This is a genomic window from Endobacterium cereale (assembly GCF_009617585.1).
GTDB lineage: Bacteria > Pseudomonadota > Alphaproteobacteria > Rhizobiales > Rhizobiaceae > Neorhizobium > Neorhizobium cereale.
This window is the reverse complement of the sequence record NZ_WIXI01000041.1, coordinates 103,932-129,478: the sequence shown is the minus strand read 5'-3', so window position 1 is coordinate 129,478 and position 25,547 is coordinate 103,932. Positions and strand designations below refer to the sequence as shown.

The 25,547-nt window shown below is 56.7% G+C and carries 23 protein-coding genes and 2 pseudogenes; 9 read left to right on the top strand and 16 right to left on the bottom strand.

Annotation, left to right across the window (positions count from 1 at the left end):
- Positions 1-235: 235 nt before the first annotated feature.
- From GAO09_RS10870 to GAO09_RS10840, 7 genes and pseudogenes are all read right to left on the bottom strand, one after another.
- Positions 236-694: a response regulator gene (locus GAO09_RS10870; RefSeq protein ID WP_338015065.1), complete on the bottom strand. Its 459-nt coding sequence runs from the start codon at positions 692-694 to the stop codon at positions 236-238.
- Positions 691-1,388: pseudogene (locus GAO09_RS10865) on the bottom strand (IS6 family transposase). Before GAO09_RS10865 ends, GAO09_RS10870 begins: the two are co-directional and overlap by 4 nt.
- Positions 1,375-4,395 (bottom strand): PAS domain S-box protein, encoded by a 3,021-nt coding sequence (locus GAO09_RS10860; protein WP_153354033.1) that lies wholly within the window; start codon positions 4,393-4,395, stop codon positions 1,375-1,377. Before GAO09_RS10860 ends, GAO09_RS10865 begins: the two are co-directional and overlap by 14 nt.
- A 412-nt stretch (positions 4,396-4,807) precedes the next feature.
- Positions 4,808-5,089 (bottom strand): hypothetical protein, encoded by a 282-nt coding sequence (locus GAO09_RS10855; RefSeq protein ID WP_153354032.1) that lies wholly within the window; start codon positions 5,087-5,089, stop codon positions 4,808-4,810.
- Between the two features lie 24 nt (positions 5,090-5,113).
- The gene (locus GAO09_RS10850; RefSeq protein ID WP_153354031.1) at positions 5,114-5,659 is read right to left on the bottom strand and encodes a DUF4142 domain-containing protein; all 546 of its coding nucleotides are present in this window, start codon (positions 5,657-5,659) and stop codon (positions 5,114-5,116) included.
- A gap of 21 nt (positions 5,660-5,680) precedes the next feature.
- The gene (locus GAO09_RS10845) at positions 5,681-6,787 is read right to left on the bottom strand and encodes an alpha/beta hydrolase (RefSeq protein WP_153354030.1); all 1,107 of its coding nucleotides are present in this window, start codon (positions 6,785-6,787) and stop codon (positions 5,681-5,683) included.
- 37 nt (positions 6,788-6,824) lie between these two features.
- Positions 6,825-8,618, bottom strand: coding sequence for a YbhB/YbcL family Raf kinase inhibitor-like protein (locus GAO09_RS10840; RefSeq protein ID WP_153354029.1), 1,794 nt, complete (start codon positions 8,616-8,618; stop codon positions 6,825-6,827).
- A gap of 191 nt (positions 8,619-8,809) precedes the next feature.
- Between GAO09_RS10840 and GAO09_RS10835 the strand changes: the two genes are divergently transcribed.
- Together GAO09_RS10835 and GAO09_RS10830 are read left to right on the top strand one after the other, a co-directional pair.
- Positions 8,810-9,070, top strand: coding sequence for a SemiSWEET family sugar transporter (locus tag GAO09_RS10835; RefSeq protein WP_153354028.1), 261 nt, complete (start codon positions 8,810-8,812; stop codon positions 9,068-9,070).
- Positions 9,071-9,235: 165 nt separating this feature from the next.
- Positions 9,236-10,094 (top strand): annotated as a pseudogene (locus GAO09_RS10830) (SDR family oxidoreductase).
- 90 nt (positions 10,095-10,184) lie between these two features.
- Here GAO09_RS10830 and GAO09_RS10825 read toward each other — a convergent pair.
- The 7 genes from GAO09_RS10825 to GAO09_RS10795 form a co-directional block, all read right to left on the bottom strand.
- Positions 10,185-11,024 (bottom strand): SMP-30/gluconolactonase/LRE family protein, encoded by an 840-nt coding sequence (locus GAO09_RS10825; protein WP_153354026.1) that lies wholly within the window; start codon positions 11,022-11,024, stop codon positions 10,185-10,187.
- Complete coding sequence (locus GAO09_RS10820; protein ID WP_153354025.1) at positions 11,021-12,805, bottom strand: glycoside hydrolase family 15 protein; 1,785 nt, start codon at positions 12,803-12,805, stop codon at positions 11,021-11,023. Before GAO09_RS10820 ends, GAO09_RS10825 begins: the two co-directional genes overlap by 4 nt.
- Complete coding sequence (locus GAO09_RS10815; RefSeq protein WP_153354024.1) at positions 12,805-13,704, bottom strand: SDR family oxidoreductase; 900 nt, start codon at positions 13,702-13,704, stop codon at positions 12,805-12,807. The genes GAO09_RS10820 and GAO09_RS10815 overlap by 1 nt, the downstream gene beginning before the upstream one ends.
- A 47-nt stretch (positions 13,705-13,751) precedes the next feature.
- Positions 13,752-14,363: a flavodoxin family protein gene (locus tag GAO09_RS10810; protein ID WP_153354023.1), complete on the bottom strand. Its 612-nt coding sequence runs from the start codon at positions 14,361-14,363 to the stop codon at positions 13,752-13,754.
- A 110-nt stretch (positions 14,364-14,473) separates the two neighbouring features.
- Positions 14,474-15,589 carry a Gfo/Idh/MocA family protein gene (locus GAO09_RS10805; protein WP_153354022.1) on the bottom strand — a complete coding sequence of 372 codons (1,116 nt, stop codon included), beginning with the start codon at positions 15,587-15,589 and terminating at the stop codon, positions 14,474-14,476.
- Positions 15,590-15,723: 134 nt separating this feature from the next.
- Positions 15,724-16,167 (bottom strand): DUF421 domain-containing protein, encoded by a 444-nt coding sequence (locus GAO09_RS10800; protein ID WP_153354021.1) that lies wholly within the window; start codon positions 16,165-16,167, stop codon positions 15,724-15,726.
- 7 nt (positions 16,168-16,174) lie between these two features.
- Entirely contained in the window at positions 16,175-16,681 is a 507-nt protein-coding gene (locus GAO09_RS10795; RefSeq protein WP_153354020.1) for a hypothetical protein, read from the bottom strand.
- Positions 16,682-16,797: 116 nt separating this feature from the next.
- Here GAO09_RS10795 and GAO09_RS10790 point away from each other — a divergent pair, with 116 nt between their 5' ends.
- From GAO09_RS10790 to GAO09_RS10780, 3 genes are all read left to right on the top strand, one after another.
- Positions 16,798-17,721 carry an SDR family NAD(P)-dependent oxidoreductase gene (locus GAO09_RS10790; protein WP_153354019.1) on the top strand — a complete coding sequence of 308 codons (924 nt, stop codon included), beginning with the start codon at positions 16,798-16,800 and terminating at the stop codon, positions 17,719-17,721.
- Positions 17,722-17,916: 195 nt separating this feature from the next.
- Complete coding sequence (gene katE, locus GAO09_RS10785) at positions 17,917-20,085, top strand: catalase (RefSeq protein ID WP_153354018.1); 2,169 nt, start codon at positions 17,917-17,919, stop codon at positions 20,083-20,085.
- 772 nt (positions 20,086-20,857) lie between these two features.
- Positions 20,858-21,568 (top strand): haloacid dehalogenase type II, encoded by a 711-nt coding sequence (locus GAO09_RS10780; protein ID WP_153354017.1) that lies wholly within the window; start codon positions 20,858-20,860, stop codon positions 21,566-21,568.
- A gap of 40 nt (positions 21,569-21,608) precedes the next feature.
- On the opposite strand, the gene GAO09_RS30510 is transcribed toward GAO09_RS10780, so the two are convergent.
- A complete protein-coding gene (locus tag GAO09_RS30510; RefSeq protein ID WP_420796154.1) occupies positions 21,609-21,971 on the bottom strand; it encodes an RT0821/Lpp0805 family surface protein in 363 nt (120 codons plus the stop codon).
- Positions 21,972-22,065: 94 nt separating this feature from the next.
- Positions 22,066-22,812 carry an outer membrane protein gene (locus GAO09_RS10770; protein WP_153354015.1) on the bottom strand — a complete coding sequence of 249 codons (747 nt, stop codon included), beginning with the start codon at positions 22,810-22,812 and terminating at the stop codon, positions 22,066-22,068.
- A 302-nt stretch (positions 22,813-23,114) separates the two neighbouring features.
- Between GAO09_RS10770 and GAO09_RS10765 the strand changes: the two genes are divergently transcribed.
- The 4 genes from GAO09_RS10765 to GAO09_RS10755 all read left to right on the top strand — a co-directional run bounded on the left by GAO09_RS10765 (position 23,115) and on the right by GAO09_RS10755 (position 25,328).
- Positions 23,115-23,459 (top strand): DUF2934 domain-containing protein, encoded by a 345-nt coding sequence (locus GAO09_RS10765; RefSeq protein ID WP_153354014.1) that lies wholly within the window; start codon positions 23,115-23,117, stop codon positions 23,457-23,459.
- Between the two features lie 110 nt (positions 23,460-23,569).
- On the top strand, positions 23,570-23,821 hold the full coding sequence (locus tag GAO09_RS30505) for a nuclear transport factor 2 family protein (protein ID WP_420796152.1): 252 nt from the start codon (positions 23,570-23,572) through the stop codon (positions 23,819-23,821).
- 701 nt (positions 23,822-24,522) lie between these two features.
- Positions 24,523-24,990 carry a pyridoxamine 5'-phosphate oxidase family protein gene (locus GAO09_RS10760; RefSeq protein WP_153354013.1) on the top strand — a complete coding sequence of 156 codons (468 nt, stop codon included), beginning with the start codon at positions 24,523-24,525 and terminating at the stop codon, positions 24,988-24,990.
- Positions 24,987-25,328 carry a DUF3140 domain-containing protein gene (locus tag GAO09_RS10755; protein WP_153354012.1) on the top strand — a complete coding sequence of 114 codons (342 nt, stop codon included), beginning with the start codon at positions 24,987-24,989 and terminating at the stop codon, positions 25,326-25,328. The genes GAO09_RS10760 and GAO09_RS10755 overlap by 4 nt, the downstream gene beginning before the upstream one ends.
- Positions 25,329-25,547: the final 219 nt, after the last annotated feature.

Below are 25,547 nucleotides of genomic sequence, written 5' to 3'. Positions count from 1 at the left end.
GTCCCACACCTCGCTAGACACCGGCACGGGACAAATCCATTTCGGGATCTTTGAATGTACGACACACGCTCCAGCTATTGGACGACCTGCAGACAAGCGTCTCCAAAGTCGACTGCAAGGGTTTTGTCATGGCCGGTCAGGGTGGTACGCACGAACAGCACTTGATGCCGGCGAACAAAGCCACAAGAAACAGCCATTGATCAAGAATTGGCCCGCTGCCAGCCGGGCCTTTTCCTTATCGCGAACGATGCACAAACAGTTCGCTGATTACCCGCGATAGATCTTCTGGCGAATAGGGTTTGGTGATCAGCTGGGCGCCGTCAGGAATATCAACCGTCCCTCGCGCGTGGCCGCTCGCCAGGATTACCTCAAACACCCGCCCCGCCGTGCGAAGCTCTTCGACCAGTTGTTGTCCCGAAATATCCGGCAATCCGATATCCGTCACCAGAAGATCAAAGCTATCCTGCGCAAGCGTGATTGCCTCCTGACCGGATGCTGCTTCCGTTACCGAATGACCAAGGTCACGCAACGTTTCTGCCGTATTCGCGCGAATAAGTCCGTCATCCTCCGCCAGCAAGACGTTGAGAGCCTGTGATGAATGCGGGGGAATCTCGACGGGCAAGCTCTTTTGCGGGCATCGTAAACTTAACGGCAATGAGGCCATACCATGACGCCGGCCGGGTTTGTCGGTCACGCCCGGGCGATTTTCGCCCACAGGTTCATCGCCGCTGAACGCAATTCGCGATGATGGCTGGAGGAGATGTCGTGGCGGGGGATGTAAAACAGGTTGGCAATCGGGTCATGGATGGAGACGAAGCGTTGTAGATGTCGGCTCGTCTTGAAGCGTTTCATGATCCGCTCTCGCCGCCGGATCGGCTGATGGGAATTCTCCGCCCGATTGTTCAAGCCCTTGTGGGAGCGATGCTCGACACCGGGCATGATCTCCCGCTTTGCGGCGTCGTAGGAACGAAGCTTATCGGTGATCATCACCCGCGGCGATCGTCCCTGGCCCTTCAAGAGCTTGCGCATCAGGCGCTTGGCCGCATTGGCGTTTCGGCGGCTTTGCACCAGAACCTCCAGGACGAAGCCGTCCTGATCCACAGCGCGCCAGAGCCAGTGCTTCTTGCCACGGATCGAAACGACGGCCTCATCGAGATGCCACTTGTCGCCGAGCCGACCGGATGAACGGCTGCGGATCTCGTTGGCGAAGGCACGTCCGAATTTCTCCGCCCAAAGCCGGACCGTTTGATGCGAGACGACGACCCCTCGAGCAGCCAGCAAGTCCTCCACCATTCGCAGGCTCAGAGGGAACCGGAGAGCCACACGGCGTGGGAAATGATTTCAGGGGGAAAGCGATGGCGGCGATATAATGGATCACGGTCTGTCATGCCTTGTCATCGCACAGCGAATTCCACATTCCGTTAAGTTGACGATGCCCTTTTGCGAACGGACCAGCACGCGTTGTGCACGGTTGGCCATGACGTGCCGCACCTTTCTCGCAAGCGCTTCGCGGGTGTAGGGCTTCGAGAGCAGCTCGACCCCGGCGTCAAGCCTGCCGCCGTGAACGATCGAATTTTCGGTATAGCCCGAAGTGTAGAGAACGGCGATATCAGGCTGTCGTTCCTTGGCCCGCTTTGCAAGCTCTGTGCTTTTCATGGTGCCGGGCATAACGACATCGGTAAACAGGAGATCAATGGGTATTCCTGCCTCGACGATTACGAGCGCAGCGTCGGGATTTGGTGCCTTCAGAACCGTGTAACCCAAGTCGGTCAACGTCTCGACAACCGTGTTGCGCACTTCATCGTCGTCCTCGGCGACCAGGATCGTCTCCGTGCCACCGATGATTGGTCCGGACGCAATTGCTATCTCTCTGTCCTCGGTGGCGTGGGCGCGAGGAAGATACATTCGAACGGTCGTGCCGTGCCGGACTTCGGAATAGATTTTGACGTGCCCGCCGGATTGTTTGACAAAACCGAATACCATGGAAAGGCCAAGGCCGGTGCCCTTGCCTTCCGGTTTCGTCGAAAAGAACGGCTCGAAAACCTGATCGAGCATCTCCGCCGGAATGCCCGCGCCGGTATCCGTCACCGAGATCATGACATATTGGCCGGTGTCGACTTCATCATGCTTGTCTGCATAGTCCTGATCGAGGAAGGCATTGCAAACCTCGATGGTCAGCTTGCCTTGCCCTTCCATCGCATCGCGCGCGTTGATCGCGAGATTAAGGACTGCATTTTCGACTTGGGCAGGATCGGCCAAGCAGTTCCAAAGCCCTCCTCCGATAATGGTTTCAATCTCGACAGCTTCACCGATCGATCTTCTTAGCATGTCATCCATGTCGCGAAGGAAACGGCCTACATTGATCACCTTTGGATCGAGTGCTTGGCGTCGACCAAAAGCAAGCAATTGATTGGCGAGTTTGGCGCCGCGGCTCACTCCGGCCATCGCATTGGTGAGACGCCGTTCGGCCTTTTCATTTCCAACAAGGTCCTTTTGCAGGAGCTGAAGGTTTCCTGCCACGACCTGAAGCAAGTTGTTGAAGTCATGGGCGACGCCACCCGTCAGCTTGCCAATGGTTTCAAGCTTCTGGCTTTGGCGGAGACGCTCTTCCGAGGAGCGCAGTTCCTCGGTCCGTTGGATGACTTTCTGTTCGAGAGTTTCGGTCAGGAGAAGTAGGTCGTTTTCGGCGCGTCGACGCTCCACGGCATTGCGGAGTCGAACAGACATATCTTTCAGGAAGGTGAGCTCGTCATCGCTCCAGTCCGTCGGAGCTGAATTGTTGACGAACAGGACGGCTACCAGCCCGTCCAGTTCTCGCAAGGGAATGTTGATGCTTGATCGCGCGGAAATGCCCTCCAATGCCACAGCGCGGTCGGTCGTTCTCGGATCGATGAAAGCATCTCGAATGACGACCGTATCGCCTCTCTTGAGGTCCTCCACGAACATGCCATAGTCGCGAAACCGCCTCAGACCACTCAAAGAGCTGACGCCGCCGGCCGTCCAGTCATGGTCTATCAGAACGGTTTCTCGGGTCTCATCGATCGTGCCGTATCCTGCTCGGCTGACCTTTAACAGGCTGCCGATCGTCCGAACGGCCGTCTTCACGATATCGCTTGGGTGACGCAGATCGGCGACTTGCTCGTCGAAGGCGATGATCGCGGTTCGTTGCATTTCCGCGGTTTTCAGCTCATGAACGTCGGTACATGTTCCATACCAGCGCAAAATCTTGCCCGTGGCATCCAGAATAGGATTGGCCCGACCAATCACCCAGCGATAGCGCCCTGAATGATGACGCAGGCGATATTCGATGTGATAGGGCTGACCGCTCTCCAGACAGACCCTCCAGATCGACCAAGCACGATCGCGGTCGTCCGGGTGGAATATGTCGTTCCAACCAGCACCATCGGTCGAGCCACGCTCAACGCCGGTGAAATCGTACCAACGCTCATTATAGAAGTCGTGGAATCCGTCTGGACGGGTTGACCAAACCATCTGGTCAATCGAATTTGTCAACGCCCGCAGGCCGTTCTCACTCTCCCATAGCTTCCGCTCCATCTCATGGCGCTCATCGATGTCGATGACCGAGCCGATATATCCAAGGAAGATACCTTCAGGCGAAAAACGAGGCTCAGCTGCGTCGATCGCCCATCGATAGGTCCCGTCGTGGCGTCTTAACCGATACTCGAGACGAAAGCCCTGACGACGGGCAAGCGCCTCCAGGAATGTTTTGGTCGCCGCCTCTTTATCGTCAGGATGTGTAACGTCTAGCCAGCCAAAGCCTTGAGCCTCTTCCTGGCTTTGACCTGTGAACTCGTACCACTTTGTATTGAGATATGTGCAGGCCCCTGTCTCATCGACGACCCACATCATGACAGGCGCATGGTCGGCCATATTGCGGAACCGCGCTTCACTTTCCTTAAGCCGTTGTTCCCCCTGAGTGCGCTCGGTCGTCTCGCTAACGATGCAGAGAACGCCCCCGACCGACCCGTCAGACTTCGGGACTGCTGAATAGGCAATATCGAAGGTTACGGTTTCGGGATGGCCGTGCCTTTCGATGTAAAACGGGCGGTCTTTGAGATAGACAGGCTGGCCTCCTTCTCGCACCTGTTCAAGAAGGGGTTTCAGGTCGTCCCATAGCTCGCTCCAATAATCGGCCGCTGGGCGACCGAACGCGTCTGGATGTTTCAAACCAATCGTCGGGGCATAAGCTTCGTTATAGAGCGCCAGATATTCCGGTCCCCAGAACAGAACGATCTGGTGAGGCGATGCCCTCATGGTGCGAAACGTCGTTTGCAGATCTGCCGGCCAGTGCTCGAATTCGTCGAGGTTTACTGTCGGCAATCGGCCAAGCATATCCACGACCCAAGCTGTGTCAGCGCCGGCAGATGTATTCATTCGTCTTGAAACTCCAAAGAAATCCAACGCTGCCGACCGAAGCGGGGATTTGTCGTAAAGATCGTCAGCGTACGCGGGCGCGCACTAAGGTGATTAAACAGGGTATTGCAGGCAATCAACACTTGATCATGCTTTGGCGCCCAACGAAGCCGTGATATGTTCCGGCAGATTACCTGGAGGAGGACGTAAATGGCTAGATCTGTCGAGAGTTGCGATCTTGACGCGCTTTTGGAATGGCAGAGGCGCGGTATGGCTGCCCGGACCTTGGGCATAGATCAGCGGGAGTGTCCCGTTTTGCGGACAACCCTGACTGTGGACCGGCAGTCCGACATAGGTTTGAAATCCGAAGCCTGGCTTTTCGGCTGGCGGATCGAGGACGCCAGCCGATCTAATTGTCGCGCTCCTGAAGCAATCAGGTGAGTTTCCCGACCAGCTCGGCGTAATCCGTGAATGTGAATCTCTCCTTCCGCTGGGCAGCCTGATTGGCCAGATGCAGCACCCTTATCGGAAACAGCTTGGCCGCCTGGTTCGCATCGGAGAGGTTCGACGGCTCGGCTATTTGGACGCCATCTTCCGCACGAGTTAAAGCAACAGTGACCTCCTGATGTGTGAACAGCCCCTTGTCGACAGCCATGTTGGTAAGCTCGGCAACTGCCATCACCAGACCGTCAAGCTGCAGGTTCGCCGTATTCAACTTGTCCTCCGCATTCAATGAGGCTTAGCGCGCCGCGATCAGCATTTTGACATGGGCCATGTGCGTTTCGAGGCTGGGCAAGGTTTCCTTTGCGAAACCGACGACCGATTGGTCATCGCCAGTTCCAGCATAGGTCCGGAAAATGCTGATCGCCTCCATGTGTGCCTGGGCCTGCATATCAAGGTAAAGGGTATCAAAGTCCTTGCCGCTGGCTGTCTGAAGCTGATCCAACATCTTTTGATGCTTCGGCGCCAAGACCACAGGCTCGGCAAGGTCAACGGCTTTTCCCTTGAGCACTGCCTTGAGCTTGTCACCCGCCTTTTTATGGTCGGCGATGATCATCTTTGCCGCATCTTTCAGATCCGATGCCTTGGCTTTTTCGAGGGCCAGTTCACTGGACTTAATCTCGAACTCGTTGGCGCTGGGTACGACGCTGACGAAAGTCGCGCGGTCCAGCACCATCATGGGGGCCGCATCACCCGCAGGTTTCGGTTTCACGGCATCAGCGAGTGCTGGCTGGCCTCCAAGCACGAGTGACAAGGTTGCAAGTGTATAGAAGGTCGTTCTCATCGACTGTTTCCTTAGTCAGAGTTACTTCGCGGCGCCAAATGCGGTAACGAGATCGGCATTGGCTGCATCCACGGCGGCTTTTGCCTTGTCGAGCACCTTGACCATTCCGAAGAATTCATGGGTCACGCCGTCAACGTGAATGAGATTAACGTCTACACCGGCTGCTTTCATCTTTTCCGCATAGGCTTGTCCCTCGGACCGAAGGGGATCGATCTGCGCGGTGACCACCGTGGCAGGGGGAAGGCCTTGCAGATCCGATCGGCCGACAAGATTGATACGAGGGTCCGCTGTTTCGTCCTTGGATTTGAAGACATGCGAGACAAACCACTCCATATCGGCCTTGCCCAGCGGCGCCGCATTCGCATTTTCCTGGTAGGAGGCGCTGTTCATGTCATTGCCGGCGATCGGATAAACGAGAAGCTGGTGGACCGGCATCATCGTTTTTTTCTCTTTCGCCATCAGCGCAATGTTCGCCGCAAGATTGGCGCCCGCGCTCTCACCGGCGACGGCAATCCGCTTGGAATCGCCGTTGAGGGTGTGGATGTTCTCGACAGTCCAGGTATAAGCTGACCACGCATCATCGTGCTGTGCGGGGAACTTGCTTTCCGGAGCGTGATGGTAGTCGGCGGAGACAACAATTGCCTTTGAACCGAGCGCAAGGGCACGGGGCGTGGCATCGTATGCGTTGATGTCACCGACCACCCAGCCGCCGCCATGGAAGTAGAGAACAACCGGGAAAGGCCCCTCGCCCTCGGGAGTGTAAACGCGAGCGGGCAATGCGCCGGCCGGGCTCGGGATGGCGATGTCTTTCGTCGCGACCTTTGCTTCAGGGAATGGCGAGATCTTCTTATCCCGTTGCACGGCCCGCGCCGCGTCGGCAGCGCTTGCCTGCGTGCGCGCTTCCGGCACCTTCAGCGTTGCGAAGGGTTTTGCTTGAAGCGCTTTCAGGGCATCAAGGACAGACTGCATCTGCGCGTCGGGTTCGGCCGGCTGTTGCTCCCCGAGTTGCGGTGTCGATGTCGCGGGTTGCGATTTAGCGGGCTGTTGCGCCGAAGCGATACCAGCGGACGACGACAGAAGGAGAAGAGCAACGCTACTGGCGCGCAGGGTTGAGTTCGATATACGCATTCTGTATTCCTCAGATTGAACGGGGATCTTTTCGGCGTCACTGCTTCGGCGGTTCGGTTTTCTGCTGGTACAGACCCATCAGCTCCCCCTTGCCAATCACGTGCCCGGAAATGGCTGCGAGCAACGCGTCCCGATCCGAGGTTGGCGGGATATCAACCAACGAATCGAGAGCAAGAACCTGGAAATGGTAACGGTGTGCCTTGTCGCCGACGGGAGGCTTTGGCCCGAAATAGCCATGAGTACCGGAGCTGTTGCGTCCCTGAAGAACGCCTTCTGGCTCGACCAGTCGTAGCTGCTCCTGCAGACCCTCTGGAAGGCTGGTCACCGTGCCGGGAATATTCCAGGCAAGCCAGTGGACGAATGGCTTGATCGGTGAGGAATCCGGATCCTCCATGATGATTGCGTAGGATACGGCGTCAGGGACTGCGTTCCAACGGATGGCAGGAGACACGCCGTCGGCATATTCGCTGTGTTTCAGCGGAATGGAAGCGCCGGTGTCGAATGCTTCCGACTGCACCGTGATTTTGCCTTGGCCATCGGTCTCAGGTCGATCAAGCGCCAGCGGAACACCGACGCCCTTCTTTGCCTGGGCCTCCATGACGCTGGCAGGCGCGCTCTTTGCGGACGCGGCTTTTTGCGCATTTCCGGAATAGGCAATCCGGTAGATCACGCCGTTTGCGTCGTCGGCCATGAGGAGCGAGCCGTCCTTGGCGATCGCCAAGCCAACCGGACGCGCGAAATGGGTTTTGCCGCTGTCGGTCAGGAAGCCGGTGAGGAACGGTTCAATCGTTTTGGGCTGACCATCTTCAAAGTGGACCCGAACGATCTCGTAACCCGAGGCTGGGTTGCGGTTCCATGATCCACGCATTGTGGAGAACGCATCGCCGGCATACTCGGCCGGAAATGATGATCCTGTATAGAATTTGAGCTGCATCGGCGCGGCGTGAGCCGTATAGCCGATCACCATTGGCTCGCTCTGATCGCGCCACTGCTCCTTCGTCAGACCGCCAACCGGGGTGGACTGAGGGTAGATGTCCCCCGAACCGAAGACGTGTGGCCACCCATATTGCTTGCCCTGCTCGAGCCGATTGAGCTCCTCGGCCTGGACTTCGTCGCCCAGCAAATCGATCCCATGGTCGAGACCCCAGAGTTCACCGGTTTCTGGTTGCCAGTCAAAACCGATTGTGTTGCGCAAGCCCGAGGCGAAGATAGTACGGCTCTTCCCATCCGGCGTTGCTCGCAAAACCGTGGCATTCTCTGCATTGCTTTCGTTACATGCATTACAAGTCGATCCGACACTGATGTACAGCATCCCATCAGGGCCGAAGGCCATAACCCGGTTTGGATGCTGGCCAGAGTCTGGCAGGTCGCCGATGATCATCTCAAGCGGGCCAAGTGTACCGTCATCTTTGATGTCGGCGACGAAAACCTCTTTGACCGTAACGAGATACAGCTTGCCATCCTTGATCGCCAGGCCATGGGTCTGCGCGCGCGCTGCAACCTGAACCGGGGCCGCGTCAGCCTTTCCATCACCATCCTCATCTTTCAGAAGGAGAACGTCGCCCTCTTCGCGCCGGCTGACATAGACGAAGCCCTTGTCGGAAACAGCGATGATGCGACTATTTCCAAGTCCCTGGGCGAAAGGCTCGACGGAAAAGCCTTCCGGGAGCTTAAGTTGACCGATACGGTCGCTGGTCGGCGCCAGTTTGTTCGGCTTGAATATGTTCGTGGTGATCTGAACTTCGGAACCGTCACCCTGCTGAGCGAAAGCAACGCCGCACGAAAGCATAGCTGCCGCGACGGATGCCGCGCGAACTAATTTCTGGACCATGTATGAAAACCTCCACTTGGTTGGTCCGCAACCATTGGAAAGTCGAATAGTTCCTCCGAGAGACAGATTAATCATCTCGCCGGAGCGACACCTGCTTTACGATGCCTTGGCTCAGGGGAGTGGAACTCAGGCTTCCGGGCACCGTTAGATTTCCGCGCCCCCGAGAGCACTTCAAGCCAGAAGAGTCATGAATGGATTATGCACTTGTCATCGGTTACCTCGCTTCGGCCTGCTCCGTCACGAGTTTCATCCCCCAGGTGATGAAAGTGGTAAGATCCGGCGATACCGCGGCGATTTCAGCGCGCATGTACACGGTGACGGTGATCGGCTTTGCCCTGTGGTCGATATTCGGAATCCTTCGGCAAGAATGGCCCATCATCCTCACCAATTCTACGTGCTTTTTCCTGGCAGGCTACATTCTTTACAGGAAGCTGCGATCGCATCTGAGGTAGCAGTTTTCGACTACGAAACCTGCGACACCATCGACGACTCGGGACCGCCTCGTGACTGACACCTAAATCGCCACCTGACGACACGCCCAAAAACTGGCCTTGCCTCATCAGGAACCACCGATGCGGTTGAAAGGTTAACAATCGATCAGAAGCGAGGAGATAGCGATGAGCGATCAAACAAACTATCCGAAGCCACCCTACCCTGCGCAGCCCGCCTGGGAAGACCGCCGCAATGACGCCTGTCCCTGATCATGGGGAGCACACCTATCGCGGTGATGGCAAACTCGATGGAAAGGTCGCGGTTATCACCGGCGCCGATTCCGGCATTGGACGTGCAGTCGCGATCGCCTTTGCAAGAGAAGGAGCCGACGTCGTGCTGTCTTATCTCGATGAGCACGAGGACGCCGAAGACACGGCTAGCTGGGTGCAAAAGGCGGGGCGACGAGCCCTCGTACTCCCCGGCGATATCAAGTCAGAAGATCACTGCATCGATATCGTAGACCGCACTGTCAGCGAACTAGGTGGCGTCGATATTCTGGTCAACAACGCAGCATTCCAGCGGACCTACGCCGACATTGCCGATATCACAGCCGAACAGTGGGACGAGACGTTTCGCACGAATATCTATGCGCCGTTCTTTCTGTCAAAGGCGGCCATTCCGCACATGAAACCCGGCAGCTCGATCATCAACACAACATCCATTCAGTCGAGACAACCGTCACCTCAGCTTCTTGCTTACGCCTCGACGAAAGGTGCGATTTCGAACTTCACGGCAGGCTTGGCGGAAATGGTCGCGGAAAAGGGTATTCGCGTCAATGCAGTTGCCCCCGGTCCGATCTGGACACCGCTTATCCCCTCCACCATGCCGGCCGAAAAGGCGGCGAAGTTCGGCGAGCAGACACTGATTGGACGCGCCGGTCAGCCCGCTGAACTTGCAGGGGCATACGTTCTTCTTGCATCTAATTTGGGTAGCTACATGACCGGTGCAGTCATCCCGGTAACGGGCGGCGAAATCATGATCTGAGGCTTTTTTGACCTCCCGCTCCAGCAGCGAACCTCCGTTGAAAAAAGGGTTTGCAGGCTGGGGCGCAACTGCTACGTCCCCACTTTCCAATCATCCATCGTTTGGTAGAGGGTACCGTGCGACGAACACGCGCCCCGCGTCTGGCGCCTGCTTACGTTCTTCTTCGGTCAGGCCATCATAGGCTGTTGTGACGTACAGATTGGAACCAACGAGAACGCAACTTGTCGGATTTGACACCGGCAGATCGATTTGCGCTTTTTCATCGCCTCTGAAGGAATAAACCTTGAGGCAACCGTCGCCGTACATGGCAGCGATGATGTTCCCATTTTGGTCGGTGCATAGGCCGTCTGGATTTCCTTCCGGAATTTTGACCAGCACGCGTTTGCCGGTAACGGTGCCGGTCTCGCCATCATAATCATATTGCCAGATCGTGCCGCGATCGGTATCCGCGTGGTACATCACCTTGCCGTCGGGACTCCATGCTTTCCCGTTGGCGTTAACATAGCCACTCTCGACCTCTTCCAGAACGTCACCTCTCAAGACGTAAAGCGCGGCAGTCTCAGCAGGATCCTCACTCGTATTGATCGTGCCGAGCCACAGCCGTCCAAATGGATCGAGTTTCCCATCATTAAGGCGGTAATCGTTTGGCAGGTTGAGTACTGCAATCGGGGTCTCGATGCCGGTTTCCGGATCGAAACGATAAACGCCATCCGCCAAACATAGTATGAGATGGCCGTCCTGTGGGTAGGCAAAGCTCACGTGCTTTGACAGTTTCCAGCTTTGATGCGCAGCGGTCTCAACATAGTAGCGATGGACGACGTATCTCTCGATATCCACCCAATAGAGGGCGCCAGCCTCGCCGTCCCAAAAGGCACCCTCTCCGAGTTGATCCGGAGGCAGGCGATCGTCGAGGACTTTTATATCGGTCATGATCGATTTTCCTGTAAAGAGTAGATGGCGTGCAGAAGAGCCAAATGGCTTAGTCCCTGCGGAAGGTTGCCGAGAGCCTCGCCTGTTTCGGCATCCATCTCCTCTGACAGAATGCCGAAATTGTTGCCGAGTTTGTTGAGAAGGGACTTCAGCAATTCTTCGGCGTGATCGACTTCGCCGAGGAAGGCGTAGGCTTCGACCAGCCAGCAAGCACAGGCAACGAACGTGCCCTCCTCTTCGGCGGCTTCGCTGTAGCGATAGACCAAAGGACCGACGGCGAGTTCACTTTCAATCGCATCGCGCGTACGTTTGAGCCGATCATCATGCTCGAAACCAAAGCGTGTCGTCAGGAGCAGCGAGGCATCCAGCTTTTCAGTGCCGGCGTAGAAAGTATATGCCTGACGTTTATCGGACCAACAGTTGGCGTCGATCCAGGCTGAGACCTGATCGCGTTCTGCATCCCATCGGGATGCATCTCCGTCGATATGGCCCTCTCGGGCGAGATGAGCTGCCCGATCAAGTGCCAGCCAGCATCCGATTTTAGAAAACGTGTAGTGCTGCTGATCCTCAAGCTCCCAGATGCCCGCATCTTTCTCCTGCCAGCGATCAACAACCTGATCCGCCAGCCGCTCAAGCAGACGACCTGTTCTCGGATCAAGCACATGGCCTTTGTCGGCAAAAAGCGAAGCTGTCTCCAGAACGTCTCCGTAGCAGCTGAGCTGGACCTGTTCCTTGGCGCGGTTGCCGCGCCGCACGGGCGTCGATCCCTTATACCCTGGAACATCGATGACCTCTTCATCGGGAACTTCGCCGCCGTCTAGCGTATAGACCACCGATGGTGTTGGCCCGTCCTCATCGATCGTCCGCACCAGCCAGCCGAAGGCAGCGATCGCTTCCGACAGCCCGCCGGCGCGAAGCAGCGCCTTGATGGTGTAGGCGGCATCGCGGATCCATGCGAAGCGATAGTCATAATTTTTATCCCCGCCCAATCGTTCGGGTAGTCCCGACGTGGCCGCCGCCGCGATGGCACCGGTTTTCGAATAAAGGAGAAACTTCAGCGATAAAGCGCAGCGTACCAGATCATCGCGGAATGGCCCCTCGTAGGAGAGCTTGCTGGCCCAGCGCCGCCACTCCTCGTCACTGAAGTCGATCCTCGCGTCGATCTCAGGCAATTCCGGTATTGCGAGGGGCGCCTTGTCAGCAACCAGATAGGCAATGCAGATCCGGGTGCCCGCTTCCGCGCGATATCGGGCCGACGTTTTGTGATACTCATCCTCGATGACCACAACCGCGTCTGGATGGCAAAACGTCGTGGTCAGTTCGCCGATATAGCGGATGGCAGCGTTCGGATGGTTGACGCGACGCACCTTTCCCTGGGCGCAGATCGGGTTGATTACGATCTCGAATTCAACGGTGCCGGAAAGTCCTTCGATGCGACGAGCAAGTTCGCACCAGGGCAAACGTCCACCTGCCCCGCTATTGAGCGATTCCGTCACGCGGGCGCGACCATTGTCAGTTATGAAAACTGTTTCAAGAACGTTGCTGTCTTCACGATACCGTCGTTCGACTTTGAAGGGGCCGATCGGAGTCAGTGAGAAACGACCACCATCGGCATCATGCATTCGGTTGAACAGTGGGGGCGAATCCATATCGGGCGCGCACCACCAATCGATAGAGCCGTCGGCTCCGACCAGCGCAACCGAGCGTCCTTCTCCGATCGCAGCATAATGTTCGAGTGGCAAACAGCCGCTCGAACGTTCGGGTGTGAGAGCATTCAGCATCAGGGCAGCGTATTGCCGCCGGTGACACCAAAAACTTCCCCGGTGATATAGCCGGATTCCTGCGAGGCCAGGAAAACGTAGAGTGGCGCACATTCGGCCGGCTGGCCCGGACGCTTCATCGGCACCTGGCTTCCGAACTTGACAATTGCTTCCTGTGGTTGCCCACCGGACGTCTGAAGAGGTGTCCAGACGGGGCCGGGTGCTACGACGTTGACGCGAATACCCTTTTCGATCACCTGCTTCGATAGCGCTTTGCTGAATGCCACGATCGACGACTTGGTCGGAGCGTAGTCAAGCAGGCTTGCCGACGGTTCATAGGCCTGAATGGATGATGTGTTGATGATTGTAGCGCCTTCAGGAAGAAGAGGCAGGGCTGCCTTGCACACCCAGAACAGCGCGTAGACATTGGTCTTGAATGTCTCGTCGAACTGCTCGGTGGTCAGTTCCGCTATGCTCTCGACAGCTTTTTGCCGGCCTGCGACGTTGGCGACGAGATCAAGGCCGCCCAATTCGCGGTGCGCCGTTTCGACCAGTGTCTTGCAAAATTCTTCGCTTTTGAGGTCACCAGGAATGGCGACCGCCTTTCGGCCTTCGGCCTCAACCAGCTTGACGACTTCATCGGCATCCGACTGCTCTTCAGGCAGATAGTTGATCGCGACATCGGCGCCTTCACGGGCAAACGCGATCGCAGCGGCTCTGCCAATGCCTGAATCTCCTCCGGTGATCAGGGCTTTGCGGCCATTGAGACGACCTGAGCCCATATAGCTCGTTTCGCCATGATCGGGGACCGGCTGCATCTTGCTGGCAAGACCCGGGACCGGCTGTGGCTGTTTGGGGAATTCCGGCTGGGGATACTGGGTAAGTGGGTTCTGCATATCGAACTGGTTGGCATTCGCCATGTGTATTTTTCCTTGTCTTCGAAGATTTGAGAAATTGGATTTCGACGTCAGTCGTCGCCTGGAAAGGGGTTCTCAACAGTCAGCTTCGCCAGATGCACGGTGTTGCGAGCCAGCATGTCCACTGCGGTGGTCACAGTCTCGGGGACATCCTCGAGATCGACAAAGTTCGTCGATCCCATGGCCTCGCCAACCCAATAGGCCACGGCGTTCGGCGCAATGGTGAACCCGACATCGTTCAAAGCCTGATAGATCTCGGCTGAGACATGATGGGCACCGTCTTCGTTGCCGACGACCGCGACAGCTGCGACCCGACCGTAGGATACCATCCTGCCCTGCTCATCGGTTTCCTCGAGGAATGCGTCCATTCGCTCGAGTGCACGCTTCGAAACACTGCTGGGTTGCCCCAGCCAGATCGGGGTACCGAGAATGAGGATATTGGCATCCAGGATCTTCTGACGAATAGACGGCCAGTCGTCTCCCTCCCCCTCGTCAGAGGTGACGCCCGGCTTGATGTTAAAGTCGGCAAGACGGATTGTTTCGGTCTCGACACCGTCCTTCGCCATGGCATCCGCTATCAGCGAAAGCATGCGGTCGGTCGATGACGGCTCGCCGCCGGACGCCTTCAGGGTTGCGTTGAGCGCAATCGCTTTCAGTCCCATCGAGGAGCTCCTTCATGCTTGGGGTGTAATGAGTAACCTTGAAACGCGCGGCATGTTCCGTGCCGATAGCCGGTTTGCCGCGCCTAAGGCAGACGACATCTGCTTTCCGCCTATTTCGACTGCGGAACGATGTTGATCATTTCGTCTTCCGCAGGCTGTTTGGCAGGCTTCAATTTCAATGCCTGGCCGGCATCCACATGCCTGCTTCGGGAGGCCGGAGGGAGGGTTACCGTTTCGCCGGTTCGCAGGGATGTTTCGACCGCGGCAAGCACCCGCATGTCCATCAGCCCTTCTTCGCCGTTGGCTTCGGGCTCGCGATCGTTGAGGATGCAGTCTGAAAAATATTGCGTTTCATTGCCGAACTGCTCGACCGGCTGGAACGTATGTTCTTTTTCACCCTCGTCGGTGATCTCCTTGTAGGCGATGCCGATGGACGGTCCGAACATGAAACAGGGCGAAGCTTCGATAGTTGCATCGGTGCCGACCAACGAGAAGTTCTCAGCGGAAGCCGTCGCGTAGCTCACCGTAAACTGAGCTGTCCGTTCCGCGGGGAACAGCAAAGTCACAGCCACCGTGTCATGGAAGTTGAATCCACGGTCCCCGGTCTTGGTTCCCACCGCATGAACAGCGGTTGGCTCAGCGCCAAAAAGGTTGCGGACGGCATTCAACGGATAGGTGCCCATGTCCGGCACGGGCCCACACCAGTAACCATTGTGGCCGCGTGAGTTTTCCTCCGCGACGTTTTGGGCAAAGACGGACGTAAATGTTCTAAGATCGCCGAAATCCCCTGCTCGGGCGCGAGTGAACATCTCGACATTGCCCGGCTCGTGGTGGAGGCGGTAGGCAATCATCAGTCTGGCGCCGCTCTTCTTCTGGGCGGCGAGGATCTCCTGCGCCTCCTCGACACTGGAAGCCATTGGTTTTTCCAAGAGGACGTGGATGCCCGCTTCCAAAGCGGCGACCGCGAATGGGGTGTGCATGAAGTTCGGCGTCGCCACATAGACTGCGTCGATTTCGCCGGACTTGAGCAATTCGTCATACTGCTCGTAAGACCAGGCCTTGATGCCATAAAGCCCGGCAAGCTTGTCGGCTTTGACCGGATCGCCGGTGACCAGCGCAGCCAACTCGGAGTTGTTGGTCTGTCTGATGCCGGGCATGAAGGCTTGCTGGGAAATTTGACCGCCAGCGACGACGGCATAACGAATCTTCTTCTCGGGTGTCGGCATTGTGCTCTCGGATATTGCTTGTCTGGGGGAGCAATGCTGCCGAATGCTGCATTGCACAGAGGAAATGCGACAGTGAGAGCGATGTTCCGTTACCGCAGCGTACCCGCACAATGCGATTTGCCGAATTCAACTTGCTACGCGATCGGGATGATACTGACAGCACCATCAGCTTCGAGCACGGCGTATTTGATCTGGTCTAGACGCTCAAGCCCCTGGTTCTGGCGCGCGGCTGTCAAGACGTCGTCAAGGCTTACGCGCGCGCGATGGAAGGCGCGAAAGTCGACTTTGCCGTCGGAAATCAAAACGGTGGGAGCACCATCCATATATCTCGCGGCGCCCGGCGCCCATTGCTTGAAGTAGGAGAGGCCGATGTCGATCCCGAACAGAACGATCATGAGGACGACGGCATTGGTGATGGAGAAATCATCGCCCAGCAAAGCCTGCTGCGTAGTTTCCGAGACTACCAGCAAGAGAACGAGATCAAATGGCGTCATTTGCGCGACGGTGCGGCGACCGGACAACCGCAGAATGACGAGAAGGATGAAATAGATCGAAGCGCCGCGGATCACGGTTTCCATAGTGGCCTCAGGGTAAGACGTAAGTCGTGAGAGCGTTTGGCATACCGCCGTCTATAGTGATGGTGAAAGACCTTCGCCCGACAGATTGCGCCCGGATATGCATGGTTATCTGGCCGCCCTGCGTGTCAGGATTGTCGAAGACAAGGATCTGGCCCAGGTCGCTGACTGTGCTCTTGCTGGGTCGCGGCTGTACATCTTCCAGCTGAAAACTTTTTGCGAACTCAGGCGCAAGCATCACTCTTCGCTCGGTAGCGCCAGCTCGCGGCTGTAAGGCGATCTGTAGTTCGTCTGCAGTCTCCCACCGTGCCACCCGGGGATACGATATAAGCGCATCCGCACTTTCAATCGACACAGTAGCCAAAGGCCCTCCTCCTCCGGTTAAACCCAAGAGCGCGCTGACTGTAACGACAGCAAAGGCGATCCAGGCGACACGCTCGAATTTCCAGAACCGCTCCTGAAATTGACGATGTTCATTAAGTTGGAGCCCATCCGATCGAATTTGCGGTCTTTCCATGAGGTCCTCCCTACTTCGTCAGAGACTTAGCGCCCTCGACTTAATCATCCAGATGGAGGCGGATGGAACATCCTGGTCTGCTCGGCCTTCTAACCAGAAACCAAAGGAGATCTGATATGAGCGCTCGTCCTGACAGTTTGCGTAATCTGGTAGTGGTAGTCGTTGGAGCCTCCAGTGGCTTCGGCCGGGGTGCAGCCATCAAACTGGCCGCGGAAGGCGCGTCTGTCGTTATCGCTGCACGGCGCAAGTCCATGCTCGATGAGATGGTCTCTGAGATCGGTAGCCGAGGCGGGAGCGCCCTTGCGGTAGAGGCAGACGTCTCTGATCCTGCGCAGGTTTCGGCTATCGCTGAGGCAGCTATCGCTCGGTTCGGGAGCATCGATGTCTGGATCAATAATGTCGGTATCGGGGCGATCGGCTATTTCTGGGATATTCCGATCGAGGATCACTCCCGTCTCGTGGACGTCAATCTGAAAGGTCTGATCTATGGAGCACATGCTGCCCTTCGCCAGTTCGCTGAACAGGGATATGGCACCTTGATCAATACTGGCTCGATCGACAGCGAGGTCCCGCTCGCTCTTCAAAACACTTACGCGGCGACAAAAGCCGGCGTGCTCAGCCTAAGCCGATCGCTCAATGAGGAGCTGCGGTTGGCAGGATTGGACGACATTAAAGTCGGCACGATCATGCCGTGGGCGGTCGACACGCCGTGGTGGACCCATGCCGCCAACTATACCGGCCACGAGCCACGTATGGCGATGATGGACGACCCTGAAATTGTCGTCGATGCTATCGTAAGATCCTGCCTCACACCAAAAGAAGAGCGTCCAGTCGGATGGAAGGCGAAAGCCTCCGACATGTCGCATCATTTGATGCCGGACCTAACGGAGCGGATGTCTGCAGATATCGCGAAAAAGGAATCTGAGCGAGGCGACGACAAAGCGTCCCACACTGGCGCAATCTATCACCCCATTCTCGACGGCATGGGGGTAGACGGTGGGATAAGAGCCCGCATGAAGCGAGAAGACTTGGCAGACTAGCATCTATCACTTTTTCCGGAACATTCCGTGAAGCTGTGGAGTTCTCTCACTGTTCGTCAAGCGGGGGCTTGTCATGGCCGCATCCGAGACTCTGGCCGATCTTACAGACGTCTCTTGCGCTTGACCTGCTCTCTTTTCCAGCAAGGCCGCCTTACGGGCGGCTTTTTCTCATCTTAACCGTTCCAGGAGAGAACAATGGCCAAGAAGTCGACGACGCCAAAAAGTTCAACAGCCGCCAATCCTTCTGCTTCGCTCGAAACTGTCACTATTCACGATCAGCAGCTCCATCGGGGTCAGGGCGGTGAACTGCACCAGATCGCGGAGGATGGCCACGACATTCTCACGACGGCGCAGGGCGGGCCAGTTTCAGACGATCAAAACACTCTGCGGGTAGGCGCGCGCGGTCCGGCCTTAATGGACGACTTCCATTACCGGGAGAAGATGTTCCATTTCGACCATGAACGCATTCCTGAACGGGTTGTTCACGCACGCGGCTACGGTGCCCACGGCTTCTTCGAAACCTACGAATCTCTTGCTGCCTATACTCGTGCCGATATTTTTCAGCGCGCAGGGGAAAAAACCCCCGTTTTCGTCCGCTTCTCGACCGTCGCCGGCAACAAGGGGTCAGCCGACCTCGCCCGCGATGTCCGCGGTTTTGCCGTGAAGATGTATACACAGGAAGGAAACTGGGACCTCGTCGGCAACAATATTCCGGTGTTCTTCATTCAGGACGCAATCAAGTTTCCTGACATCATCCATGCTGCGAAACAGGAGCCGGATCGGGCATTTCCACAGGCTCAGACTGCCCATGACAATTTTTGGGACTTCATCAGCCTGACGCCCGAAAGCATGAACATGGTCATGTGGATCATGTCAGACCGCACGATCCCTCGCTCATTCCGGTTTATGGAAGGCTTCGGCGTCCACACCTTCCGCTTCGTCAACGCCAAGGATGAATCCACATTCGTCAAATTCCACTGGAAGCCGAAGCTTGGTCTCCAGTCTGTCGCATGGAACGAGGCCGTCAAGATCAATGGCGCTGACCCGGACTTTCACCGTCGTGATCTTTGGCAATCAATCCAATCGGGCAATTTTCCGGAATGGGAGCTTTGCGTTCAGCTTTTCGACCAGGAATTTGCCGATAATTTCGATTTCGACATTCTCGATCCAACGAAAATCATTCCAGAAGAAATCCTGCCAGTCCAACCAATTGGCCGATTGGTTCTCGACCGCATGCCCGATAACTTTTTCGCCGAGACCGAGCAAGTCGCGTTTATGACCCAGAACGTGCCCCCTGGCATCGATTTCAGCAATGACCCGCTGCTGCAGGGCCGGAATTTCTCTTATCTTGATACACAACTAAAACGGCTAGGTGGGCCAAACTTTACCCACCTTCCGATCAATGCGCCAAAGTGTCCTTTTCATAATTTCCAGCAGGACGGCCATATGGCGATGCGCAACCCTGTGGGTCGCACGAATTACCAGCCGAACTCTCGTGGCGAGGGTCCAAGGGAATCGCCCACACGTGGATACCGTCATTTCCCATCTGAGGAACAGGGCCAAAAGGTTCGACTGCGTCCTGAGAGTTTTGCAGATCACTACAGTCAAGCGCGGCAGTTCTTCATCAGTCAGACCCCGCCTGAACAACGGCATATTGCCATGGCTCTGACATTTGAACTCAGCAAGGTCGAGAACCCTGTCATTCGCGAACGCATGGTGTCACACCTGCTGAACATTGATGAGACACTTGCAACAACCGTAGCCCAGAAACTCGGCATTCAGTCGATGCCAAAGCCGGCAGACGCGGCTATGCCTACCCGTCAAGATCTTGAGCCCTCGCCTGCCCTGAGCATTGTCGAGCGCGGCCCCAAGCGTTTTGAGGGACGTAAACTTGGTATCCTCGTGACGGACGGCGTCGATGCCAAGCTGCTCAAGGGTCTGGTAAGTGCCGTGATTGCCGACAAAGGTGTTGCGGAATTGATCGCCCCAAAAGTAGGGGGTGTAGTGGCCTCCGACGGCAAACTTGTCAAAGCCCACCACATGATCGACGGCGGACCGTCTGTCTTGTTCGACGCTGTCGCGTTACTGACTTCTCCGGAAGGCGTCGAGGATCTGATCATTGAGGCCACCGCACGCGATTTTGTGGCCGATGCTTTCCAGCACTGCAAGTTCATTGGTTACGACGCATCCGCGCTCCCGCTGCTCGAGAAGGCCGGAATTGCCGCTTCCCTTGACGAGGGAACGATTGCCCTGCCTGGAGAGGAAGGCTTGGCCGGGTTTGTATTGGAGCTCGGCAAGCTGCGGGTCTGGGGACGTGAGCCGTCAATCAAGCTCGGTAAAGCCTCACCGCCGCTGGAGAAGTGATCCCAAGAGAGGGCGCTATGCGCCCTCCCCCACCCAACCGTGTCAGGAGACGTCAGATCGGACAACTTATTCACCCAATTGAAGCGTTGGGACTGTGCCTCGGCACTTCGGCCTGAAACAGCAAGGAATTTCGAAAGTGCGCGTGGGGTGGAGGATCCGGGACGTCAAACGCCACGCCCTCGACCATGTCGTAGTGATCTCTTCCGCCTTGAGCTTGTCGCGGGTGATCGCAATGATCCGCTTATTCCTGGCAAAGCGTGCTCACGACCTGTTTTCCGATATGCCCCGTGCCTCCCAGTATGGCGTACAAGTTAACGAGCGGTAATCTGGACGCGCTATTGTCGAACCGTTCACTGGATATGCCAGGCTGCCACACGGCAGTCGCACGGGGATCGCGCATGAGGGAAAAGAAGCTCCAGGAGATCGAGGCGATGGCTGCCACGATCAGAGAGCTGGCAGTCCGGGGATGAAGCCGAAGGCGCTGATCGAGGCCGTGAAGGAAAAGCATCCGAAGGCCTCCAAGAAAGAGATCGTGCGGGAGTTGCATTCCTAAGCGTGATACTTTTAGCAGAGTATGATCCCGAAGATACGCAATCTCTGCCCGATCTGGCGATGGATACCCGAGACGACCCGACCATCTTAGCGCAGAAGTTTTGATCGTCTTTGGTCGGTGCGGCGAACTTTGCACTACCGGCCCGTCGTTGCCGGGCGACCATCCGGGAACCTTAGGCATCACGTCACCGTTTCGACCTGAGGGTATGAGGAAGCCGCGATGTCAGCTCAGCTAGAATGTCCGTCGAACGATTTCGGCTCGCAAACCAAAATCATCACCTTCGACTGCTATGGAACTCTTGTTGATTGGTACGAGGTACTGACACGGGAAGCAACAATCATCCTCGATGCCCACGATGCGAGCGACGTATCGGCCGAGTCGATCGTTGAGAGGTTTTCCATTCACAGCAAGAGGCTGACCGCAGACAAGCCCCATCGGATGTTCAAGAATATTTTGCGTATTGGTTTCGATGACGCTTTCGGCGAATGGGGGATTGCCGCCAATCGCGATGAGCTGGATCGTATGGCGACGGCGCCCGCGAACATGGAGCCCCATCGAGATGTCCCGGAGGCTCTCCGACTGTTGAAAACTCGATACAAGCTGGCGATCTTCACGAACTCGGACGATGATCTGATCAAACCTACTGTGGAGCGTATCGGTGTGACGTTCGACTACGTCATCACAGCAGAGCAGGCTCGTTCTTACAAGCCTTCCAGGGAGATCTTCGAATACGGATACAGACAGATGGGTGTCACGCCTGAGGAAACGGTACACGTAGCCATGGGCATGTATACCGACATGAAGGCTTGTCATGAACTCGGACTACGCGCGATTTGGGTTAACCGTAGAGGTGAGAATGGCAATCCGGACTGGCGACCGTATACGGAAGTTCGGGACCTGCGCGGTGCCACCGATCTTTTGATGGCATAACCGCGCACTGCTTGATCTTCTCAAAGCGCGTAGGCCGCACCTATTGCGCGTTGAGAGAATTGACCCGCCAACGCCCGTCGCCTTCAGCGCATGCCTGCCCGTTCAAAGTGTCACCACCGTCTAAGGATTGACGGCTGCTGAGAAAGGCACGGCATGTGCGACCATCGGCGCTGCGGCTTTCAGTATAGCTCAAAACCCCTGCGCTACCGGTCGTAGGGCTCGCCCAAGGCACGCTGTTCGTTTGCTGCTGCGGGGCCGCAGCCATAGCCCGCTCGATCGCCACAACGTCCGGCGCGGCCGCATTGGTGCTCTGTCCTGACGGAGCAGATTGTGTTTCTTGTAGAATATCGTCGTCTTGGTTGCAGGACGCGAGGATTAGTGCAGCAATGACCGCTGTAGCCATCTGACACTTTCGCCCAAAGTCTTTTTGCAAGACGATATCCTCAAGTTCAACGGATGCGGGAGGAGCTTAGAAAGCCACACCTCCCGCTAATTCATCAGAACTGCTTGCGCAGGCCGAAGGTCACCGCATGGCTTCTGAAGTCGGTGCTGGATGCCGAGCCATCGCGTGCTACGAAGTCGAAGTCATCGGCCGCCGTGAAGCGGTAGCCGATATCGAGCGTAGTGTTATCGAACAACGACATGTCGGAGAAGAGACCGATGCCCTGCAAGTTGATGCCGACGCCCGCGTCCAGATGGTAGGCAAACTGGGTATCGCTATCATCGATGTACGTCGCGGCTCCCGCAACGCCCTGCTTCCGCAATTCCAGGTTCATAAAGCCGACACCGCCGCCGACGAATGGCGTGACGGCACTGAAGAAGCCATCGTTCGTGAGGGGAATGTCGAGGTATCCGTTGACGTATCCCTGAAACGATCGTGCGTCGCCGAACGAGTCGATGCCCGGCACGCCTGCACCATTGACGGAATGGGCGTCAACCGATGCGCTTCCGTAACCGAGTTCGAGTTCGACGCGCGGGGAGATGAAGCCCATGGAGCCAAAATTGTAACCTGCGCGGATCGAGCTGTAGAAGCCAGTGTCATAGTCCGTCGAGATAGCGTCGCCGCCCGTCGTAAATGTAGTGTCATCGAGAAAGCTGACTGAGCTCAGCGAGCCGATGTAGAATCCGGATGTCAACGGCACCACGACCGGAGCCTCTTCGACAGCCATGTCGGCAGCGCTGGCGGCACTGATCATTGCGGCTGAGAGTGCACAGGTCAGAAGAACTCGTTTGAAATTATTCATGTCAGGGATCCTGGTTGGAAGGCTTCAAGCGCCATCATAGGACTTAGGTGACAGATCTCAGAATTCATCATTTCGACACAAACAATCCATCGTCGTGCCGTCCGTCGCGATGATTTGTGGCAGATTAGGTACAGAGTCTCACTCCGTACCCCAATGAGGGCTAACCATCCTAACTGACCGCTAAACTGCCTTGATTATTCACCGCCCCGGAAATCGCTCAGCGCTGGTGCCTTCGAATCTCGACTGGGAGCGGAACTCGCAGCAAAGTCGCTGGTTCTGTCAGACAGAAACAGGAGGACGACATGAGCAATGAAGATGAAATCCGCGCTGCCGCTCACGCCAAATGGGAGGCGGAAGGAAAGCCGGACGGGCAGCACGTTCGGCACTGGAGCGACGCTGAAAGAGAAATCGGCGGTAACGCGACTGGCGCTGCCCAGACTTGGTCCGGCGATCATCATGGCGGCGTTTCGCCTCCGACCAGCACAGGTTCCGTGGAACACGAACAGGTTCAGGAGCCGTCAAACGACTGGCCTGCTGCCGCTCCTCCTTCGGATACAGAAAATTCGGCCCCGTCCCCAGTAGACAAGTTCAATCCTCTTGATGCGGATCGAAGAACATTTGGAAATGGCGACACCGACCGATCGTGATAGGCGCGACCAGAAACCCCACGAGTTAAAGGAACCCTATGGCTCAGATCACACACGACTTGATCGACGCGCTGCATCGACTTTAGGGACCCCGAGTTGTCGATGTCATAGTGAGTCTGTTTACCGACAAGGCGGAGCTTTCAACCCCTTTGGTCCTGCACGGATCCGACGAGGAAAACGCAGCGAAAGAATTCTGGGCTTCCTGCCACGCAGTGTTGGGCGAAGCCACGTCGGAGTTCGTGAACGTCATCGACGATGAGGGGAACGCCGTCCTCGAGTGGCGCACAACCGCTGATATCTTTCGATCCGCGACAACTTACAGCTCGGACTACCGGACATGGCAATTCGAACGACGAGAGTAGTATCGGGCACGACACGTCAGACGCCTCGGCCGATGCCCAGCGAGATGCGGCGAAAGCCCGGGCCGCGGGCGGCTACAGTTGAGCACAGTAATCGACAACGAGCCTAACGAGGAGCCAGCATATGCGACAACAAGGAAAGGACCCGTTTGGATCAGTCGATCCTACCACGGAATATGAACGGGAGGGAAAACCGGGAGGAAAGGCAGGCTCTTCCAAAACAAAGCTGGCAGTCGGGGTGGCAGCATTCGCCCTGACACTGTTTTTGTCATGGCTGTATATGACGCCATTCGACGCCGACCCGGCCCCGGAAGGTGCAGCTCCTGTCGCGACTCCCGCTGCGAATGCACCTTGAGATAGGCTTTACCAATGCCGTTGTGTGCCACCGTACATTACCCGAATACGCACTGACCTGCCGAGCCGATGTCTGCAACTGCTGATTGACTGACCTCGCCCTCTGGAGATCTGGCAACATCACGCACGCTAAAACCATCGGTGTTTAAGCGGCAATGACTGAGTTGCTTCCTGCATGCTTCCTGCACACCGGAATTCGCCCGCCGCTTTTCTGGGGGGAACGCTCACATCGGTACTACCGCGATCCGGACGGTAGCCTCATTGAGATCGGCTCCTACGAAAATTGGCTGATTGGAACATCAGCCGGTCCTCGCTGTTCAAGCATGGTACCTTATTCTAGGAGGAACCGGATGACCACAATGACGATGGAAGAGCTTTCGAAGAAGCTGAGCAAGATCGACTTTTGTATGTTTAACACAAACGGCGGCTCCGGTAGGATCAACAGCCGCCCCATGAGCAATAACGGAGATGTCGAATACGACGGCGACTCCTGGTTTTTCTCTTACGAGGAGACGGAAAAGGTCAGCGAGATCGGCCGCGATACCGGTGTCGGCCTGACATTCACCGCACCGCCGAGCATACTTGGAAAGCCTGGCATTTTCATCGCCGTCGAGGGGAAAGCCAGTCTGATCCGAGATAAGGCGCTGTTTGAAGAACACTGGGTGAAGGACCTGGATCGGTGGTTTCCCGATGGGGTCGACACGCCCGGCATCCTCCTGATCAAGGTCACCGCTCAGGCTATCGAGTATTGGGACGGCGAGGAAAATGGCCGCATCGAGCTACCCGCCGCCGACGCCGTCGCAGGCGGTGCCGTATGAGCGAGCTTGATCGCGAAAACATATGGGGCGAGTTCCGCGAGGCCGTAAACATGACACCGTCGTCACTGGCAAAGTGGCTTAAGACCGACGACAGCAAGTCGGCGGGCTGGACCGACGGTAGTGGCGGCGAAACCGTAGGCCATCATTCAGGTCGTAGGATCGTTGAGATCAAGAAAAAGTCGAAGACCGATCTGACCGACGACGACTTTGTTCACATGCGTAAGGTGGTGGGTTACGTCCACCGCCATCTTGCGCAGGGAGGCCCCAAGAAAGACGTCGAGGGCTCCACATGGCGGCATTCGCTTATGAACTGGGGTCATGATCCGCTCGAGGACTGACGCAGCCAAGCCGTATTCAAGACCTCGATCCTCAGCCGACGAGACCGCTTACGATAGCGAATGATCGCTGCCGTTTTCCGAAGTGAACCATCGCGTGTCGAACGAAACCGCATCAGCGGAGTTCTTGTCCAGACAGCACGAAGGGCATCATCACATCTTCATTCACCGCGGCGAAGCAGAGAGAAATCCAGGAACAGTTCGCCGAGAGAAGTTTGCGAA

What these genes read in the sequence shown, in the direction of transcription:
- GAO09_RS10860 (WP_153354033.1), bottom strand. Translation starts at nt 4,395, where the DNA reads ATGAATACATCTGCCGGCGCTGACACAGCTTGGGTCGTGGATATGCTT.
- GAO09_RS10850 (WP_153354031.1), bottom strand. Translation starts at nt 5,659, where the DNA reads ATGAGAACGACCTTCTATACACTTGCAACCTTGTCACTCGTGCTTGGA.
- GAO09_RS10845 (WP_153354030.1), bottom strand. Translation starts at nt 6,787, where the DNA reads ATGCGTATATCGAACTCAACCCTGCGCGCCAGTAGCGTTGCTCTTCTC.
- GAO09_RS10840 (WP_153354029.1), bottom strand. Translation starts at nt 8,618, where the DNA reads ATGGTCCAGAAATTAGTTCGCGCGGCATCCGTCGCGGCAGCTATGCTT.
- GAO09_RS10835 (WP_153354028.1), top strand. Translation starts at nt 8,810, where the DNA reads ATGGATTATGCACTTGTCATCGGTTACCTCGCTTCGGCCTGCTCCGTC.
- GAO09_RS10825 (WP_153354026.1), bottom strand. Translation starts at nt 11,024, where the DNA reads ATGACCGATATAAAAGTCCTCGACGATCGCCTGCCTCCGGATCAACTC.
- GAO09_RS10820 (WP_153354025.1), bottom strand. Translation starts at nt 12,805, where the DNA reads ATGCTGAATGCTCTCACACCCGAACGTTCGAGCGGCTGTTTGCCACTC.
- GAO09_RS10815 (WP_153354024.1), bottom strand. Translation starts at nt 13,704, where the DNA reads ATGGCGAATGCCAACCAGTTCGATATGCAGAACCCACTTACCCAGTAT.
- GAO09_RS10810 (WP_153354023.1), bottom strand. Translation starts at nt 14,363, where the DNA reads ATGGGACTGAAAGCGATTGCGCTCAACGCAACCCTGAAGGCGTCCGGC.
- GAO09_RS10805 (WP_153354022.1), bottom strand. Translation starts at nt 15,589, where the DNA reads ATGCCGACACCCGAGAAGAAGATTCGTTATGCCGTCGTCGCTGGCGGT.
- GAO09_RS10800 (WP_153354021.1), bottom strand. Translation starts at nt 16,167, where the DNA reads ATGGAAACCGTGATCCGCGGCGCTTCGATCTATTTCATCCTTCTCGTC.
- GAO09_RS10795 (WP_153354020.1), bottom strand. Translation starts at nt 16,681, where the DNA reads ATGGAAAGACCGCAAATTCGATCGGATGGGCTCCAACTTAATGAACAT.
- GAO09_RS10790 (WP_153354019.1), top strand. Translation starts at nt 16,798, where the DNA reads ATGAGCGCTCGTCCTGACAGTTTGCGTAATCTGGTAGTGGTAGTCGTT.
- katE (WP_153354018.1), top strand. Translation starts at nt 17,917, where the DNA reads ATGGCCAAGAAGTCGACGACGCCAAAAAGTTCAACAGCCGCCAATCCT.
- GAO09_RS10780 (WP_153354017.1), top strand. Translation starts at nt 20,858, where the DNA reads ATGTCAGCTCAGCTAGAATGTCCGTCGAACGATTTCGGCTCGCAAACC.
- GAO09_RS30510 (WP_420796154.1), bottom strand. Translation starts at nt 21,971, where the DNA reads ATGGCTACAGCGGTCATTGCTGCACTAATCCTCGCGTCCTGCAACCAA.
- GAO09_RS10770 (WP_153354015.1), bottom strand. Translation starts at nt 22,812, where the DNA reads ATGAATAATTTCAAACGAGTTCTTCTGACCTGTGCACTCTCAGCCGCA.
- GAO09_RS10765 (WP_153354014.1), top strand. Translation starts at nt 23,115, where the DNA reads ATGAGCAATGAAGATGAAATCCGCGCTGCCGCTCACGCCAAATGGGAG.
- GAO09_RS10760 (WP_153354013.1), top strand. Translation starts at nt 24,523, where the DNA reads ATGACCACAATGACGATGGAAGAGCTTTCGAAGAAGCTGAGCAAGATC.
- GAO09_RS10755 (WP_153354012.1), top strand. Translation starts at nt 24,987, where the DNA reads ATGAGCGAGCTTGATCGCGAAAACATATGGGGCGAGTTCCGCGAGGCC.